Raw genomic sequence first — 13,789 nt, 5'->3', positions numbered from 1 at the left:
TTGAACAGAATCGTTTCGGTTTTGTGAAGCGGACACGTCCGGCAGATTGCCGGGCGCGGGTCAGCTCAACGACGCGGACGCGGCGCGCAGCTCCTGCAGGGCCGCCACCGCGTACGGCCCGAACTGCTCGCCACGCTCACTCTCGGACCAGGCCGCGTAGCCGCGCTTGAACGCGAGCACCCCCAGCTCCCCCGCCAGCGCCGCGACCGCCTCCGGCACGCCCCGCGCGACCAGCGCGGCGGTCATCGCCGCCGCGAGGCTGACGCTCTTGAGCGCGTCCCGCTCCTGCAGCTCGGCGCTGGCCGCGACGGCGGCCTTCAACCGCGGCGCGATCTGCCTGCTCATCGGCCCGATGGCGCCCGAGGCGCGGTCGAGGCCGGCGGCCACCGCCTCCAGCGGGCTGGCCCCGGCGGGCGCCTCGGCGATCCCCTCGGCCAGCAGCCGGCTCAACGTCTCCTGCCCCGCGACGAGCAACTCGCGCTTGTCCGGGAAGTGCCGGAAGAACGTGCTCTTGGTGACCCCGGCGCGTTCCGCGATCTGCGCCACGGTCGTCGCGTCGTATCCCTGCTCGGTGAACAGGTCGACAGCGGCCACGACAAGGCGTTCACGAGCGCCGGGTTCCCATCGAGCCATGACGCCCATCATAGGCGACGGGACTTTTGTCCCATCACTCTGCTACGGTGACGGGACAACAGTCCCATCACTTCGGGAGAGTGTCATGCACGTCTTCATCACCGGCGGCACCGGCCTGGTCGGCACCGCCGTCGTCGCCGAACTGCTCGGCAACGGCCACACCGTCCTCGCACTCGCCCGCTCCGCCGCCTCCGCGAAGGCCGCCGAGGCGGCCGGTGCCACCACGCTGCGCGGCAGTCTCACCGACCTGGACGTCGTGCGCGCCGGCGCCGCCCGGGCCGAGGGCGTGATCCACCTGGCGTTCAGCAACGACTTCAGCAGCGCGCAGGCGGTGGCCCGGTCGGTGGCCGAGGAGACGGCCGCCCTGACCGCGCTGGGGGAGGAACTGATCGGCAGCGACCGCCCGCTGGTGACGGTCTCCGGCACGCCGTGGGTGCCGGGCGCCGTCTCCACCGAGGCCGACCCGCTGCCGACCGACGGGCCGGTCGGCGGCCGCGGCCGCACCGTCGACGCGATTCTGGCGCTGGCGTCGCAGGGCGTGCGCAGCAGCTCCGTCCGGCTGCCGCGCACGGTGCACAACAACGGCGACGGCGGCTTCGCCGGCCTGCTCACGCAGATCGCGCGGGGCACCGGCGTCTCCGGCTACCCGGGCGACGGCACCCAGCGCTGGCCGGCCGTGCACGCCCTGGACGCGGCGGTCCTGTTCCGGCTCGCGCTCGAGACGGCTCCGGCCGGCACCGCCTGGCACGCGGTCGCCGACGAGGGTGACACGGTCCGCGACATCGCCACGGTCATCGGGCGCCGGCTGGGCCTGCCGGTCGAGCAGTTGCCCGAGGAGTCGTTCGGGCCGCTGGGCGCCATCTTCGCGACCGACCAGCCGTCGTCCAGCGCGCACACCCAGCAGGCGCTGGGCTGGAAGCCGGTACACCCGAGCCTGCTCGAGGACCTGGAGAACCTGCGGCCCTGACTCCCCGTCCGGGCGCGACGGTCGTCACAATTCGTCCGAATAGTGAATAGTGGGCGATTTCCGCCATAGCCTTTCTGTCGTACCGCCCGTACCGCAGAAAGCTGTTCTCCTTGTCCCACTCGTTCACCGTCGTCGCCGTCAGTCTCTGCCTGTGCGCCCTGGTCGCCGTGCTGGTGCCGCGTACGGTCCGGCCCGCCGCCGAGGCCGCCTGCCGGGCCTTTTCGGCCCGGCTGCGGCCGCACCTGCCGGACCGGCTGCGACTGCTGGCGCGCACCTGCCGGGACAGGTGCGACCCGGCGGCCGGCCGCTCCGCGCTGGTGACCGCGGCCGCCGCCGGGATCGCCTGGTCCGCGGCCGGGACCCTGCACCTGGCCGGGCCGGTCGTCGCCGCGGTCTCGGCGACGCTGTCGGTGCAGATGAGCTCGCACGCCTCGGTGCGGGAGGGCGCGCAGCGCCTGCTCGGCACGCTCGCCGGGATCGCCGTCGCGGTCGTGGTGTGGGGCGCGTTCGGCCTCACCCCGTGGTCGATCGCGGTCATCACTGCCTGCGGGCTGGTCACCGGCCGGCTGCTGCGCCTCGGCGACAGCGCGGTGTCGGTGCCGGCGACGTCACTGGGCATCCTGGTCGCCGGCAGCGCCGCGACCGAGGCGATCGCCGGCAGCCCGATCACCGAGGCGGTCGTCTGGCAGCGGATCGCCGCGACCGCGCTCGGCATCGTCGTCGGCGCGATCCTGTCCCCGCTGGTCGGTGGCATGACCCCGGTCCAGCGGGCCCGCTTCGAGCTGGCACGCCTGTCCACCGGCATCGCGCGCCTGCTCGACCGGCTCGGCGCCGGGGTCCGCGACGGCTACGACCGGGAGCAGGCCGCGAGCTGGCTGGCCCGTTCCCGCGAGCTCACCGACGACCTCGACGACGCGGCCACCGCGGTCGACGACCTGCTCCGGCAGGCCCGCTGGTCACTGCGGACACCGGTCACCCGGGTCACGCCGCTGCAGCAGACCCTGCGCGCCCTGGACCACGGCGTGCAGCAGGTCAACTCGGTCGCCCGGTCGATGTTCGACGCCACCGCCACCCCGCGCGCGGCCGCCGTGCCCGGACAGATCGGCCCGGTGCTGACGACCGCGGCGGAGGCGTTCGCGGCGCACGCGGCACTGATCGCGGACCCGCACGCGCAGGCCGAGACCGGCACCCTGCACGAACTGCTGGAGTCGCTGCGCGACGCGCGCCGGCAGACGCTGCGCACCGTCCGCACCGAGATCGACGACACCGGCGTGCTGGTGCTGACCGGCTCGATCATCACCGACATCGACCGGATGGCCGGCACCCTGGAACGCTCCGCGCCCGCCCTGGCCGTCGGCGTCCGCGAGCCGGGGCCTGGCATCCCGGCCGTGTCCGAGGTGCTGCCCGCCGTGCGCCTGATGTGGGAAAAGGCCAAAGCCAGCCGCTGACCGAGGGCCTCAGCCGGCCGCCACCGGCGGGACTCCCGCTGTCCGGCGGCCGGGCCGAAGTCCAACGGCCGGTGCGAGGTCCATGCCGGATCAGGCCGCGGCGTCCCGGTCGCGGCGCCGCCCGGCCAGGTGCCGGACCCACCTGATCGCCGACGACGCCATCATCGCCTCCAGCTCGGCCCGCGCGTCCGGCGCGGACACCACCTCCCGCCGCCGCGACGCCGGCCGGGCCCGCTGCGACTCCAGCACGGCCAGGCAGGACGCGACGACGGCGTCGAAGGTGGCCCGGTCGGTCGCCGCCATCGCCAGCAGGACCCGATCGAGCACATCCGGCCCGCCCGCGTCGGCGGGCACGTCCAGCATCCACGCCCGCTGCCGACGCTGACCATTCTCGGTCAGCGCGTACGTCCGCGGCCCGCGCCGCCGCCCGCCCGCGCGGACGTGACCCAGCCGCTCCTGCCGGGTCAGCGCCGCGACCACCCGCAGCACGTCCACGGCCCGGTCCGCCCCGAACGTCTGCGCGTGGCGCTGGCGCAGCTCATAGGCACTCCCGGGACTGTCCGCCAGGAACACCAGCAGGATGTCGCCGAGTGTCGCGGTCACGCTGACACGCCGCCCCTCTGGTCGGCACCAACTTCTACAAGAAAATAGAAGTTAGCACGTCACCCGGCAGCCCGAATCCCCTCGCACACCCGCCCCCGGCGACGCGGGTCCCGTCCCGCATCCGGCACCGATGACACGAGCTCCGCCCGGCACCGGTGACACGGGTTCCGCCCGGCACCGGCACGGGCGACCCGGGTGCCGGGCGGCACCGGCACCGGCGGTTTCCTGCGTACCGCGGAAGACGATCTCCTTCCCGTCCAGGCGATGCGGGCATCGGCCCGCACCGCACACCAGGCGGCAACGAGTCACCGCCACGCACGTCAGCCCGCGGCGCGGATCGCCGCCGCGATCGCCTCGTGCCCGGCCGCGTCCGGGTGGTCACCGTCCCCGGCGAGCAGCGCCGTCGGATCCCGGGACCGGTCGGCGCCCTTGAACACCGGCTCGGTGGGCACATAGATCGCGCCGGTCTGCCCGGCCGCCGCGCGCAGCGCCTCGTTGCCGTACCCGGTGGCGACCTCCGCCGCGCGCAGCCCGTCGCTACCGTAGGCGGCCCGCCCGGCCGCCCCGTCCTTGACCACGTTCCAGTAGCCCACGACGAAAATCTTCACCGGCGTACGACGTTCCCGCCGCACCGCGGTCACGATCCCGGTCACCGCGGCACGCACCCGGTCGGCGGCGGCCGGATACGCCCCGCCGTCGCCGAAGACCTGCGCCATGTCGTTGGCACCGGCCATCACGATCACCACCGAAGCCGCACCGAGGTCGGCCCGGACCTCACCACCACCGGCAACCTGATTCTGTACGTCCACAGCGGTGTAACCGGGCTGCGCCAGGTTCACCGATCGCGCCTCCGGTGACAGCATCCGCGCGTACAGCCGCGGAAACGGCTCGCACCCGCACGCGGTGCCCGCCGGAACCGAATCGCCCAGGGTCACCACCGTCGGCACCGGTGACACCGGCGACGGGAACGGCATCGGGGTCACCAGCCCGGTCAGGCACACCACCGCCACGACCCGGGCCACCCGTGCGACCGTCACGCCTCAGACAGCCACGGCCGTGACCCGGCCGGCCGCCGGCACCGGCGCCGACGACCGCCCCGCCGGCAGGAAAGCTTCGGCGGTCAGCGCCGCGACGGCGATCCGCGGCAGGTCCCGCGCGGTAGGGAAGCACAGGTACCGCGGCTGCCAGGTCGGCAGATACTTGGCGTTCGCCCGGTACAGCGACTCGATCTGCCACAGCCCGGACAGCAGCCGCAACAGCCGGTGCCACACCCGCAGCACCGGACCGGCGCCGAGCTCCTCGGCACGGGCGAAGACCGACCGCAGCACCGCGAAGTTCAGCGACACCCGGCGTACCCCCAGCCCCGGCCCCGCCTCGATCGCGGTGACCACCATCAACTCGGTCAGGCCGTTGTCGGCGCTGCGGTCACCGCGCATCAGGTCCAGGGAGAGCCCGTCGGCGCCCCACGGCACGAACTGCAGCACCCCGCGAAGGTTCTTCTCACCGTCACGGGCGAGCACCAGCAGACAATCACCGTCACGCGGGTCACCGAGCCGGGACAGCGCCATCGAGAACCCGCGCTCCACCTTGCCGTCACGGAACAGCTCGGCGGCGCGCACCACCGCCGCCAGCTCCTGCGGCGGCAGATCACTCTGCCGCACCACCGTGCAGGTGTAGCCGGCCCGGCGCATCCGGTTCACGGCCTGCCGCACCGTACGCATCGGCCGCCCGTCCAGGGTGAACGCGCCGACGTCGATGACCGCCTCGTCGCCGAGCTCGATCACGTCGAGGCCGTGCCGCCGGTACGCGGTCCCCCCGGCACGCCCGCAGCCGAGCACCGCCGGGGTCCAGCCGTGCGCCGCGCAGTCGGCCAGCCACACCGCGATCGCCTCCGGCCAGGCCGCCTCCACCCCGATCGGGTCACCGGCGGCCAGGCTCACGCCGCGCACCACCCGGTACGCCACGGCGGCCTTCCCGGACGGCGCCCACAGCAACGCCTTGTCCTCGCGCAACGCGAAGTAACCCAGCGAGTCCTTGCCGCCGTACCGTCGCAGCAGGTCGCGAAGCCGCTCGTCGTCGGCCTCGGTGCGGGCCGGGCGCCGCTCGGCGGTCTGCAGCAGCAGGACCGCAGCCGCGATCACCGCGAGCAGCCCGAACGTGCCGGTGGTGAGGCTGACCGTGTCCGCCGCCCACGGCCGGACGAAGCGCACCGGCCCGGTCACCCCGATCAGGCCGAGCGCGGCGTGCTCCACCCACTGCGTCACGCCGGGCGCGCCGACGAGGTGATCGGCCCGGATCGCGATCTCGGCCAGGCCCAGCACGAACCCGGTGGCGGCGAAACCGGTGAACGCGGTCACCGCCCGCCACCGGCTGCGCGGATCGGGCACCGCAAGAAACCTTCCGCGGACCGCGACGAGCATCACCAGCAGCGCGGCGGAGACCGCGGCCGCGGCGAAGTCGAGCCCCTTGAGGACGTGCAGCAGCACCGCCGCGCCGGCCAGCACCACCGCGAGCTGCCAGGCCCGGTGCTTGCCGCGGCGCAGCCCGTTGCCCAGGTAGACCAGCAGCACCCCGGCGGCCGCGGTGGCGGCGTGCGCGGAGAGGATCCCGGCGGCCGGCATGAACTGCGACAGTGTCGCCATCCGCGCGCGCTGCTCCGGGAACAGCGCCGTCACGACGTCGAACAGGCCGGTCAGTTGCACCAGGCGAGCGATCGCCGCCCGGGACAGCGGCGGCCGGCAATTCCAGGCTGCGGTCATGGGCGCAGGCTAGGCCGCCGCCCGTGAGAACACGATGAGAACCGCTCTCACTGATCTCTCATCGTCGCCGCGGCACTCTGCTCCCATGAGCCTCACCGGCATTCCGCTGATCGTCGTGGCGGTCCTGGTCACCGTGGCGACCGCGGCCCTCACCGTCGTGACCTGGCGGCGCGGCGGACGCCTGCGGATCGTCCTGCGCTCCGGCGGCGTCCTGCTGACCGAGACGTTGTTGCTGCTCACCGTGGGGCTGGTCGTCAACCGGTCGGAGCAGTTCTACCCGAGCTGGGCGGCGCTGTCGTCGTCGGCGCAGACCGGCGGGACGACGTACGCGATCACGCCCGGCCGGCTCGACGGATGGCTGCGGGCGCACGGGCCGGCGTTCACCTGGCAGCCCGACGGGTGGACCGGCTGGCATCTGGGCGCGGCGCCGACCGTCGTGGTGCCGGCCGGCTATCTGGATCATCCAGGCTGGCGGTACTCGGCGCTGGTCGTCGTCGACGACGGCACCACGGGGTGGACGCCGGCGGTGCAGACCGCGGCGGCCCGCGACGCCTCGGCCGACGGCGGCGCGGTCGTCGTGTTCGCCCGCACCACCGCGTCCACCGGCGTGAACGACCTGGCCCACGCACTGCCCGCGGCGCTCACCCACGACCTGCGGGTGACCGGGCAACGGTGGGCGCTGATCCCGGGCCCGGCGCTCGCCGCACTCGCCCGCCGGGTCGCCGCCGCGGCACCGGGCCGCTACACCGCCGTCGCAGCAGGCCCGCAACTTCTCGCCACCCACCGCGGCGATCTCGGTGCCGCGCTGCTCTGGGCCTGTCAGCAGACCCCGCCGCCGCTGGCCGCGTCGACGCCATCCGTCACCTCCCTGCCCGTCCCACCGCCGAAACACCACCACCGTCCCGTGCCCGGCGCCTCCGCGCCGGTGCCGGCCCCGCCCCGTACCGGAGGAACGAATGTCCCTGGACAGCCTGGGCACTGAAGTCACGGCGGTCGCCGTGGCGGTGCTCTCCGCCGTGGCGCTCAGCGCCGGCTGGGGCCGGGGCCGCACCTGGTGGAAGGTTTCCTTCCGCACCGCGACCGCGGTGCTCTGCCTGGTCAGCGCCGCCGCGTCGGGTCTGCTCTGGGTGAACCGGCAGGTCGAGGTCTACCCCACCTGGTCGAGCCTGACCGGCGCGAACGCGGACGCCGACACGCCGGTCACGACCGCCTCGCCGGTCCGCGGCAGCAGGAACGGGCAGATCATCACGATCAGCGTCGCCGGACCGGCCAGCGGTCTGACCCTGCCGGTCTACGTCTACCTGCCGCCGGGATACCGCGACGACGCCGGCATCCGATACCCGGTCGTCGAGGCGCTGCACGGCTATCCCGGCTCGCCGACGCACTGGCTCAAGGGCCTGCACGTCCTCAAGGTCCTGGACCAGGAGATCAAGGCCGGGCGGATGGCGCCGACCATCGTGCTGTTCCCCTACCAGACGCCCGACCCGCTGCTCGACACCGAATGCACGAACCTCACCGGGGGCGCCCAGACCGAGACCTACCTGACCAGAGACGTCCCGGCAGCGATCCGGGCGCGGTTCCCGGTGCGTGCCGACGCCGCCGGGTGGGGCCTGATCGGCTACTCCGCGGGCGGCTACTGCGCCACCGACCTCACGCTGCGTCACCCCGGGCAGTACACGGCCGGGGCCAGCCTGTCCGGCTACGCCGAACCGGGCATCACCGTCGGCAACGGCACCGAGAACACCGTGTACAACGACCTCTGGCGGCTCAAACACCTGCCGGTTCCCGCGGTCGCCCTCTACCTGGCAGCGGCCCGCGCCGACGGCCAGCCGCTGCGCGACACCCGCGCGCTGGCCCGCGCCGCTCACGCTCCGCTGTCGGTGACCACGTCCTACATCGCCGGCGGCGGCCACAACGTGCAGACCTGGCAGGCCATGGAGGCGCCGGCGTTCGACTGGCTCTCGACCCAGCTGGGCCGCCCGGTCACGTCCACCCCGCCCCCGGCCGCCGCTGATCAGTCGCAGTCACCCTCGTCGCTGGCCATCGCGCCGCGCGTCTGAGGACCACGACCATGACCTCCCGCGTACGCCGTCAGCCCACCGACAACCACACCACCCCGCGCGCTCACGGACAGTCACGGTCGCGGCGTCCGGCGGTGTCAGGCCTGCGGGTCGAGCCGGTAACCGGCGCCGCGGATGGTGCGGATCGTGTCCCGGTCGAACGGCCGATCCACCTTGTCCCGCAGATACCGCACATAGACGTCGACCACGTTCGACCCGCCGTCGTACGCGAAATCCCAGACGTGCTCGATCAGATACGTCCGCGTCAGGGTCTCGCCGGCCCGCCGCATCAGCTCCTGCAGCAGCGCGAACTCCTTCGCCGACAGCGGGATCGGCGTGGCGCCGCGCCGCACCGAGCGACTCGCCGGGTCGAGGGTGAGGTCACCGACCCGCAACACCGCCGGACGCTGCGCCGGCTCCCGGCGGGTCAGCGCCCGCACCCGCGCCAGCAACTCGTCGAAGGCGAACGGCTTGGTCAGGTAGTCGTCGGCGCCGGCGTCGAGACCACGCACCTTGTCGTGGACGCCGTCACGGGCGGTGAGCATCAGCACCGGCACCCAGCGGTCCCTCTCCCGCACCTGCCGGCACACCTCGAACCCGTCCGGAGCGGGAATCATCGCATCCAGGATGACGACGTCGAAATCGGTCTCGACGATCGTCCACACCGCGTCGGCGCCGGTCGCGACGACATCCACCGCATACCCCGCCCGGCGCAGGCCACGACCCACCATGGCGGCCATGGCCGGATCGTCCTCGACCACCAGCACCCTCACCACGCCAGCATAGGGTCGCGCGAAGCCCGCACCCCCCGCCGGAACACCGATGCGGGCCACGTCACGATCACTCCCGGTCATCCCCCGATCCTGCGCCGGGCATGATGAGACAACGGTGAGGACCATGGAGGTGACGTGCGCAGACTGATCCCGGCCTCGCTGCGTGCCCGGCTGGCGCTCGTCTTCGGCGTCGGCACCTCGATGGTGGTGCTGCTCGCGTTGTCGCTGCTCTACCTGGTGCTCGACCACCAGCTCGACGCCGCCGTCGACCAGGACCTGGCAGCACGCAGCGACGACCTGGTCGCCGCCGTGCGGACCCACGACCTCGGCGCCGTGCACGGCGACCCGATGGCCCAGCTCTACGGCCCCGACGGCACCCCGATCGCGACCGCCGCCGCGATCCGCGGCCGGGTGCTGCTGACCCCCACCCAGGTCCGCGCCGTGCACCGGACCACCTTCGGCGACGGCACACTGCCACCGCGCGACACCGGCGGGCCGATGCCGCTGCGGCTGCTGTCGCGACCCGTCGGCGACTCCGGCCAGGTGCTGACCGTGGCACTGCCCCTGTCCGCGATCGATCGGGCCGGCTCCCGTCAGCTGATCGTCCTCGCGATCGCCACCCCACTGCTGATCATCGCGCTCGCGGCACTCGGCCGGCAGCTGCTGCGGGCGGCCCTGCGCCCGGTCGGCGAGCTGACCCGGCAGGCCGCGGCGATCTCCACCCTCGACCCGGACCGGCGGCTGCCCGAGGTGCCCGGCGACGACGAATTCGCCCGGCTCGCCGCGACACTCAACGGCATGCTCTCCCGGCTGTCGGTGGCCTTCCAGCGGGAACGCGCGTTCGTCGACGACGCCAGCCACGAACTGCGCACCCCCATCGCGGTGCTGCGCGGCGAGATCGACCTGGCCCTCGCCGCCGCCGACGACCCCGCCGAGGTCCGCGAGTCACTGATCGCCGCGCAGGGACAGGTCGTCCGCCTCGGCCGGCTCGCCGAGGACCTGCTGCTGCTCGCCCGCGAGCGCGCCGGCACCCTCGTCGTCCTACGCACCCCGGTCGACCTGACCGATCTCGCCCAGTCCGAGGCGTCGACCCTCTCCAGGATCACAAGCTTGACCATCGAGGCGTACGGCGATCCGGCGCCCGTCGACGCCGACCCCGGCCGCCTGCGCCAGGTCCTCGGCAACCTCGCCGCCAACAGCGCGGCAGCCGGCGCCACCACGGCCCGGGTCACCGTCACCACCGACCGGAACCAGGCCCGGCTGGAATGGGCCGACAACGGCCCGGGCTTCCCGCCGGGCCTGCTCGACTCGGCCTTCGAACGTTTCGTCCGCGGCGACGCGGCCCGCTCCGCAACCGGCGGCGCCGGCCTGGGCCTGTCCATCGTCCGCGCGATCGTCACCGGCCACGACGGCACCGTCGAGCTGCGCAACGGCCCACCCCTGGGCGGCGCCGTCGTCACGGTCCGCCTCCCTGCCGGGCGCCCCGGCACACCCACCCCCGAGCACCGCGACCCTCCCGGCCCGCACTCTCCCTGACCGTCGAGCGCCAAGTCCGCCCGCGGCCCGCCGTTCCCCACGAACCGTCCACGTGGCTCATTCCCGCACGACATGCCGATCGGCGACTCATTCGAGTCACTCAGGATTGGATTCCGGACCACCTGGGAAAGACTTGGAGTACAGCACCGCCCGGGTTCGTGAGGCAGCGATCCCCGTGCCCGGACGTGAAATGACAAAGGCCCCACCGCGCGATCAGCGGGTGAGGGCCTTTGTCATGCCGCCCGACCACGACGTGGCGATCTCCGGACTTGCGCGATCGGGTAGCCGATTCCGTCATGCCGATCCCTCGTCAGCGGGTTCGGGCACCCGGGCCGCCGGGAACGGTGCGCGGACGGTCCAGCCCAAGCTCCGGTAAAGGTGCCTGCCTTGATCGGTGGCGACCAGGACACCGGTCTCCGCGCCGAGGCTCCGGGCATGCTCGGCGAGCGCGCGCATGACGACGCTGCCCAGCCCACGCCTGCGGTGCGCGGGCACCGTCTCGACCTGATCGATCATCGCGACGGTGCCGACGGTGACGAGTTTCGCGGAGGCGGCCGTCCGTCCGCCGGCGTCGAGAACCTCGGCGGAAGAATCCCCAAGTCGCAGCGTGTAGCCCGCCGGCACCGCAGGCGAGGTGACGGACGCCGGAGCCGGCGGGACAGGCATCGACCGGAGCTCGATCGTCATGAGATGCCCGGTCTCCGCAGGCTCCCACGGCGCGGGGAGCGCGGCGTGCAGACGGGCCGGATCGCCGGTCATCTTGATCCAGGCGCCGGGCGAACCCTGCTCCTCACCGAGGTGGACGAGCAGCTCGTGATCGGGCTCCCGCAGGACATACCGCAGACGATGGCCGGGCAGCCCCACCTGGATCCACCAGCCGCCCGGCACCGCGACGGGCGCCGGCGCGCCACGCGAGATCGCCCACGCCTCGACCCACGCGTCCAGCAGCTCACGAGGCACGCCGGCGTCACCATCCACCATGGACCTCACCCTATTGCAAACTTCTGGCAACAAGACAGCGAGATCGCCGGAACCCGCGCGGACGGCGCACACCAGTTCGCCACCCGCCGTCCGGTGGCATCACCGGGCACTTCACTCCGGTCCGGCCCGGCGCAGAACCATGCCGGGCGCGCGCCGTGGACCCGGCCTCGTGCTCAACCAGGCATGCCGGAAGCGACGAGGTCGCGCAGATAGGCCGTGATGGCGGCGGCCGACCGGCGGCCCGACGTCGTCATGACGTTGTGCGCGGCCTGCGGCACCGTCACCGACACCCCACCGGTCATCGCCGCCACCTCGGCGCGCCACCGTGCGGGCGCCACCGGATCGAGCGAACCGCCCAGCACCAGCGGCGGGACCGGCAGCCGCAGCAGGTCGCTCTCGATCGCGTTGCGCACCGAATGACCGACCGTCGCCAGCACCCGCCACGGTTTCGCGTCGGCCACGTCCCGGGCGAGCACCGGCGCCTGCCATGGCTGCTCCACCAGCAGATCCAGCGCCCAGCGCCCGATCAGCGCCCGGCGCGAACGGGCGGCCGGATCGGTGGTCGGGCTCGCCAGCACGATCGCCGCGACCAGATCCGGGCGCAGCACCGCGAGACGCGCGACCACCTCGGCGCCGAACGAGTGCCCGGCCACGCACACCCGCGGCAGGCCCAGAGCGTCCAGCCACGCGGCGAGGTGCTCGGCGTGGCGGCTCACGTCGTACGCCGGCCGCGGTTTTCCGGATCTTCCGAAGCCCGGCAGGTCAGGCACCAGAACCGGGTGCCGGCCGGCAAGGACGCGGGCGGTCGGCATCAGGTAACGATGCGACACGGCGAGACCGTGGACCAGCACGATCGGCAGCCCGGCCGGATCACCGGCATGACGACCATGCGCAGGTACGCCGACCTGAAGATCAGGCGCGGATACACCGGCATGAAGATCGTGCGTGGGTACGCCGGCAACCGTCACCCAGCGCTCGCGGAATCGTGAATCGGACATTGCCTGGCGATACCCATGATCGGCAGGTCCCACCCGCAGAGGCGCACGCTTCGCGGCTCAGAGGTCCACCAGGCCTTGAGCGAACCAACCGGGTGGGGCGGTGACCGGCTTGCGAGCGCGCTCGACGCTTCAGGCTGTGACCGGCTTGCGGGGTGCTCGACGCTTCAGGTGATGACCGGCTTGCGGGCGTGCACGCGCTCGACGCTGCCGGCCTTGAGGCGGACCGCCTCGACGATCGTGAAACCGGCGGCCTCGACCAGCGGGCGCTGGCGGCGGGTGAAGTGCTCCCCCGCGGTCGGCACGGTGATCCGCTCGAGCAGCCACTGCGCGGCGCGGACCGGCGGCCAGGTGCTGCCGATGTGGTCGAGCAGCAACAGCCGTCCACCGGGGACCAGCACCCGCCACATCTCGGCGAGTGCCGCCCGCCGGTCCGGGACGGTGCAGAGGACCAGCGCGCACACCACCGTGTCGAAGCGGGCATCGCCGAACGCGAGGTTCTCGGCATCGCCTTCGCGCAGGTCAGCGGGTCGGCCGAGAGCGGCAGCACGGCGGCGGGCGTGGTCGAGCATGCCGGGGCTCAGATCGATCCCGGTCACGGTGGCGGCGGGCGGGTAGTGCGGCAGGTTCCGGCCGGTGCCGACGCCGACGTCGAGGATCCGGCCCTCGGCGCGGGCGCCCAGCCACTCCCGGCCACCGGTGAACCAGTGCCGTTCCAGGAACTGGATCTGGCGGTCGTAACCGGGGGCGGTGCGATCCCAGACCCGGCGCGCCTTGACTGTGGCTGGTGACTCGTCCACGACAGCGCCTCCTCGGCGAGCACGAACTCCTCGGACGCTTCCCATCCTGCCCGCCCCACGCCAGCGCCGGCCCGGTCCCGCCCGCCGCACGCCAGCGCCTCCCCGGTCCTGCCCGCCATACGCCAGCGCCGGCGCCGGCCCGGAGAGGGGTTCGGCTGCGAACGCCGGTCATGCCTCGCCGCGTGGTCCAGTTCCGCGTGCTCTCACGCTCACCCCGTAGAGCATCCTAGGAAC

At 73.5% G+C, this 13,789-nt stretch carries 14 protein-coding genes; 6 read left to right on the top strand and 8 right to left on the bottom strand.

Annotated elements, in window-relative coordinates; genetic code table 11:
- Positions 1-60: 60 nt before the first annotated feature.
- Complete coding sequence (locus Acy02nite_RS43115) at positions 61-633, bottom strand: TetR/AcrR family transcriptional regulator (RefSeq protein WP_203755138.1); 573 nt, start codon at positions 631-633, stop codon at positions 61-63.
- Between the two features lie 85 nt (positions 634-718).
- Between Acy02nite_RS43115 and Acy02nite_RS43110 the strand changes: the two genes are divergently transcribed.
- Entirely contained in the window at positions 719-1,600 is an 882-nt protein-coding gene (locus tag Acy02nite_RS43110; protein ID WP_203755135.1) for an SDR family oxidoreductase, read from the top strand.
- Positions 1,601-1,710: 110 nt separating this feature from the next.
- Positions 1,711-3,048, top strand: a complete 1,338-nt coding sequence (locus tag Acy02nite_RS43105; protein WP_203755132.1) for an FUSC family protein — start codon at positions 1,711-1,713, stop codon at positions 3,046-3,048.
- A 90-nt stretch (positions 3,049-3,138) separates the two neighbouring features.
- On the opposite strand, the gene Acy02nite_RS43100 is transcribed toward Acy02nite_RS43105, so the two are convergent.
- From Acy02nite_RS43100 to Acy02nite_RS43090, 3 genes are all read right to left on the bottom strand, one after another.
- Entirely contained in the window at positions 3,139-3,651 is a 513-nt protein-coding gene (locus tag Acy02nite_RS43100; protein WP_203755129.1) for a hypothetical protein, read from the bottom strand.
- Between the two features lie 320 nt (positions 3,652-3,971).
- Positions 3,972-4,688 carry an SGNH/GDSL hydrolase family protein gene (locus Acy02nite_RS43095; protein WP_239175815.1) on the bottom strand — a complete coding sequence of 239 codons (717 nt, stop codon included), beginning with the start codon at positions 4,686-4,688 and terminating at the stop codon, positions 3,972-3,974.
- A gap of 3 nt (positions 4,689-4,691) precedes the next feature.
- Positions 4,692-6,410 (bottom strand): phosphatidylglycerol lysyltransferase domain-containing protein, encoded by a 1,719-nt coding sequence (locus Acy02nite_RS43090; protein ID WP_203755126.1) that lies wholly within the window; start codon positions 6,408-6,410, stop codon positions 4,692-4,694.
- An 85-nt stretch (positions 6,411-6,495) separates the two neighbouring features.
- On the opposite strand from Acy02nite_RS43090, the gene Acy02nite_RS43085 reads away from it, so the two are divergent.
- Both Acy02nite_RS43085 and Acy02nite_RS43080 read left to right on the top strand, forming a co-directional pair.
- Positions 6,496-7,392 (top strand): hypothetical protein, encoded by an 897-nt coding sequence (locus Acy02nite_RS43085; protein WP_203755124.1) that lies wholly within the window; start codon positions 6,496-6,498, stop codon positions 7,390-7,392.
- The gene (locus Acy02nite_RS43080) at positions 7,367-8,470 is read left to right on the top strand and encodes an alpha/beta hydrolase (protein ID WP_203755122.1); all 1,104 of its coding nucleotides are present in this window, start codon (positions 7,367-7,369) and stop codon (positions 8,468-8,470) included. Before Acy02nite_RS43085 ends, Acy02nite_RS43080 begins: the two co-directional genes overlap by 26 nt.
- Before the next feature lie 98 nt (positions 8,471-8,568).
- Here Acy02nite_RS43080 and Acy02nite_RS43075 read toward each other — a convergent pair whose 3' ends face one another.
- Positions 8,569-9,243 carry a response regulator transcription factor gene (locus Acy02nite_RS43075; RefSeq protein WP_203755120.1) on the bottom strand — a complete coding sequence of 225 codons (675 nt, stop codon included), beginning with the start codon at positions 9,241-9,243 and terminating at the stop codon, positions 8,569-8,571.
- Positions 9,244-9,378: 135 nt separating this feature from the next.
- On the opposite strand from Acy02nite_RS43075, the gene Acy02nite_RS43070 reads away from it, so the two are divergent.
- Positions 9,379-10,779 carry a sensor histidine kinase gene (locus Acy02nite_RS43070; protein ID WP_239175813.1) on the top strand — a complete coding sequence of 467 codons (1,401 nt, stop codon included), beginning with the start codon at positions 9,379-9,381 and terminating at the stop codon, positions 10,777-10,779.
- 294 nt (positions 10,780-11,073) lie between these two features.
- On the opposite strand, the gene Acy02nite_RS43065 is transcribed toward Acy02nite_RS43070, so the two are convergent.
- Complete coding sequence (locus Acy02nite_RS43065) at positions 11,074-11,760, bottom strand: GNAT family N-acetyltransferase (protein ID WP_203755118.1); 687 nt, start codon at positions 11,758-11,760, stop codon at positions 11,074-11,076.
- Between the two features lie 173 nt (positions 11,761-11,933).
- Positions 11,934-12,572, bottom strand: a complete 639-nt coding sequence (locus tag Acy02nite_RS43060) for an alpha/beta fold hydrolase (RefSeq protein WP_239175811.1) — start codon at positions 12,570-12,572, stop codon at positions 11,934-11,936.
- A gap of 9 nt (positions 12,573-12,581) precedes the next feature.
- On the opposite strand from Acy02nite_RS43060, the gene Acy02nite_RS46985 reads away from it, so the two are divergent.
- Positions 12,582-12,749: a hypothetical protein gene (locus tag Acy02nite_RS46985; protein WP_239175809.1), complete on the top strand. Its 168-nt coding sequence runs from the start codon at positions 12,582-12,584 to the stop codon at positions 12,747-12,749.
- A gap of 173 nt (positions 12,750-12,922) precedes the next feature.
- On the opposite strand, the gene Acy02nite_RS43055 is transcribed toward Acy02nite_RS46985, so the two are convergent.
- Positions 12,923-13,555, bottom strand: coding sequence for a class I SAM-dependent methyltransferase (locus Acy02nite_RS43055; protein ID WP_239175807.1), 633 nt, complete (start codon positions 13,553-13,555; stop codon positions 12,923-12,925).
- Positions 13,556-13,789: the final 234 nt, after the last annotated feature.

This window comes from Actinoplanes cyaneus (assembly GCF_016862095.1).
Taxonomy (GTDB): Bacteria; Actinomycetota; Actinomycetes; order Mycobacteriales; family Micromonosporaceae; genus Actinoplanes; species Actinoplanes cyaneus.
The sequence above is the reverse complement of the archived record's forward strand: the minus strand, read 5'-3'. Positions and strand labels throughout refer to the sequence as shown.

What these genes read in the sequence shown, in the direction of transcription:
- Acy02nite_RS43115 (WP_203755138.1), bottom strand. Translation starts at nt 633, where the DNA reads ATGGCTCGATGGGAACCCGGCGCTCGTGAACGCCTTGTCGTGGCCGCT.
- Acy02nite_RS43110 (WP_203755135.1), top strand. Translation starts at nt 719, where the DNA reads ATGCACGTCTTCATCACCGGCGGCACCGGCCTGGTCGGCACCGCCGTC.
- Acy02nite_RS43090 (WP_203755126.1), bottom strand. Translation starts at nt 6,410, where the DNA reads ATGACCGCAGCCTGGAATTGCCGGCCGCCGCTGTCCCGGGCGGCGATC.
- Acy02nite_RS43085 (WP_203755124.1), top strand. Translation starts at nt 6,496, where the DNA reads ATGAGCCTCACCGGCATTCCGCTGATCGTCGTGGCGGTCCTGGTCACC.
- Acy02nite_RS43080 (WP_203755122.1), top strand. Translation starts at nt 7,367, where the DNA reads ATGTCCCTGGACAGCCTGGGCACTGAAGTCACGGCGGTCGCCGTGGCG.
- Acy02nite_RS43065 (WP_203755118.1), bottom strand. Translation starts at nt 11,760, where the DNA reads ATGGTGGATGGTGACGCCGGCGTGCCTCGTGAGCTGCTGGACGCGTGG.
- Acy02nite_RS43060 (WP_239175811.1), bottom strand. Translation starts at nt 12,572, where the DNA reads ATGCCGACCGCCCGCGTCCTTGCCGGCCGGCACCCGGTTCTGGTGCCT.
- Acy02nite_RS46985 (WP_239175809.1), top strand. Translation starts at nt 12,582, where the DNA reads ATGCGACACGGCGAGACCGTGGACCAGCACGATCGGCAGCCCGGCCGG.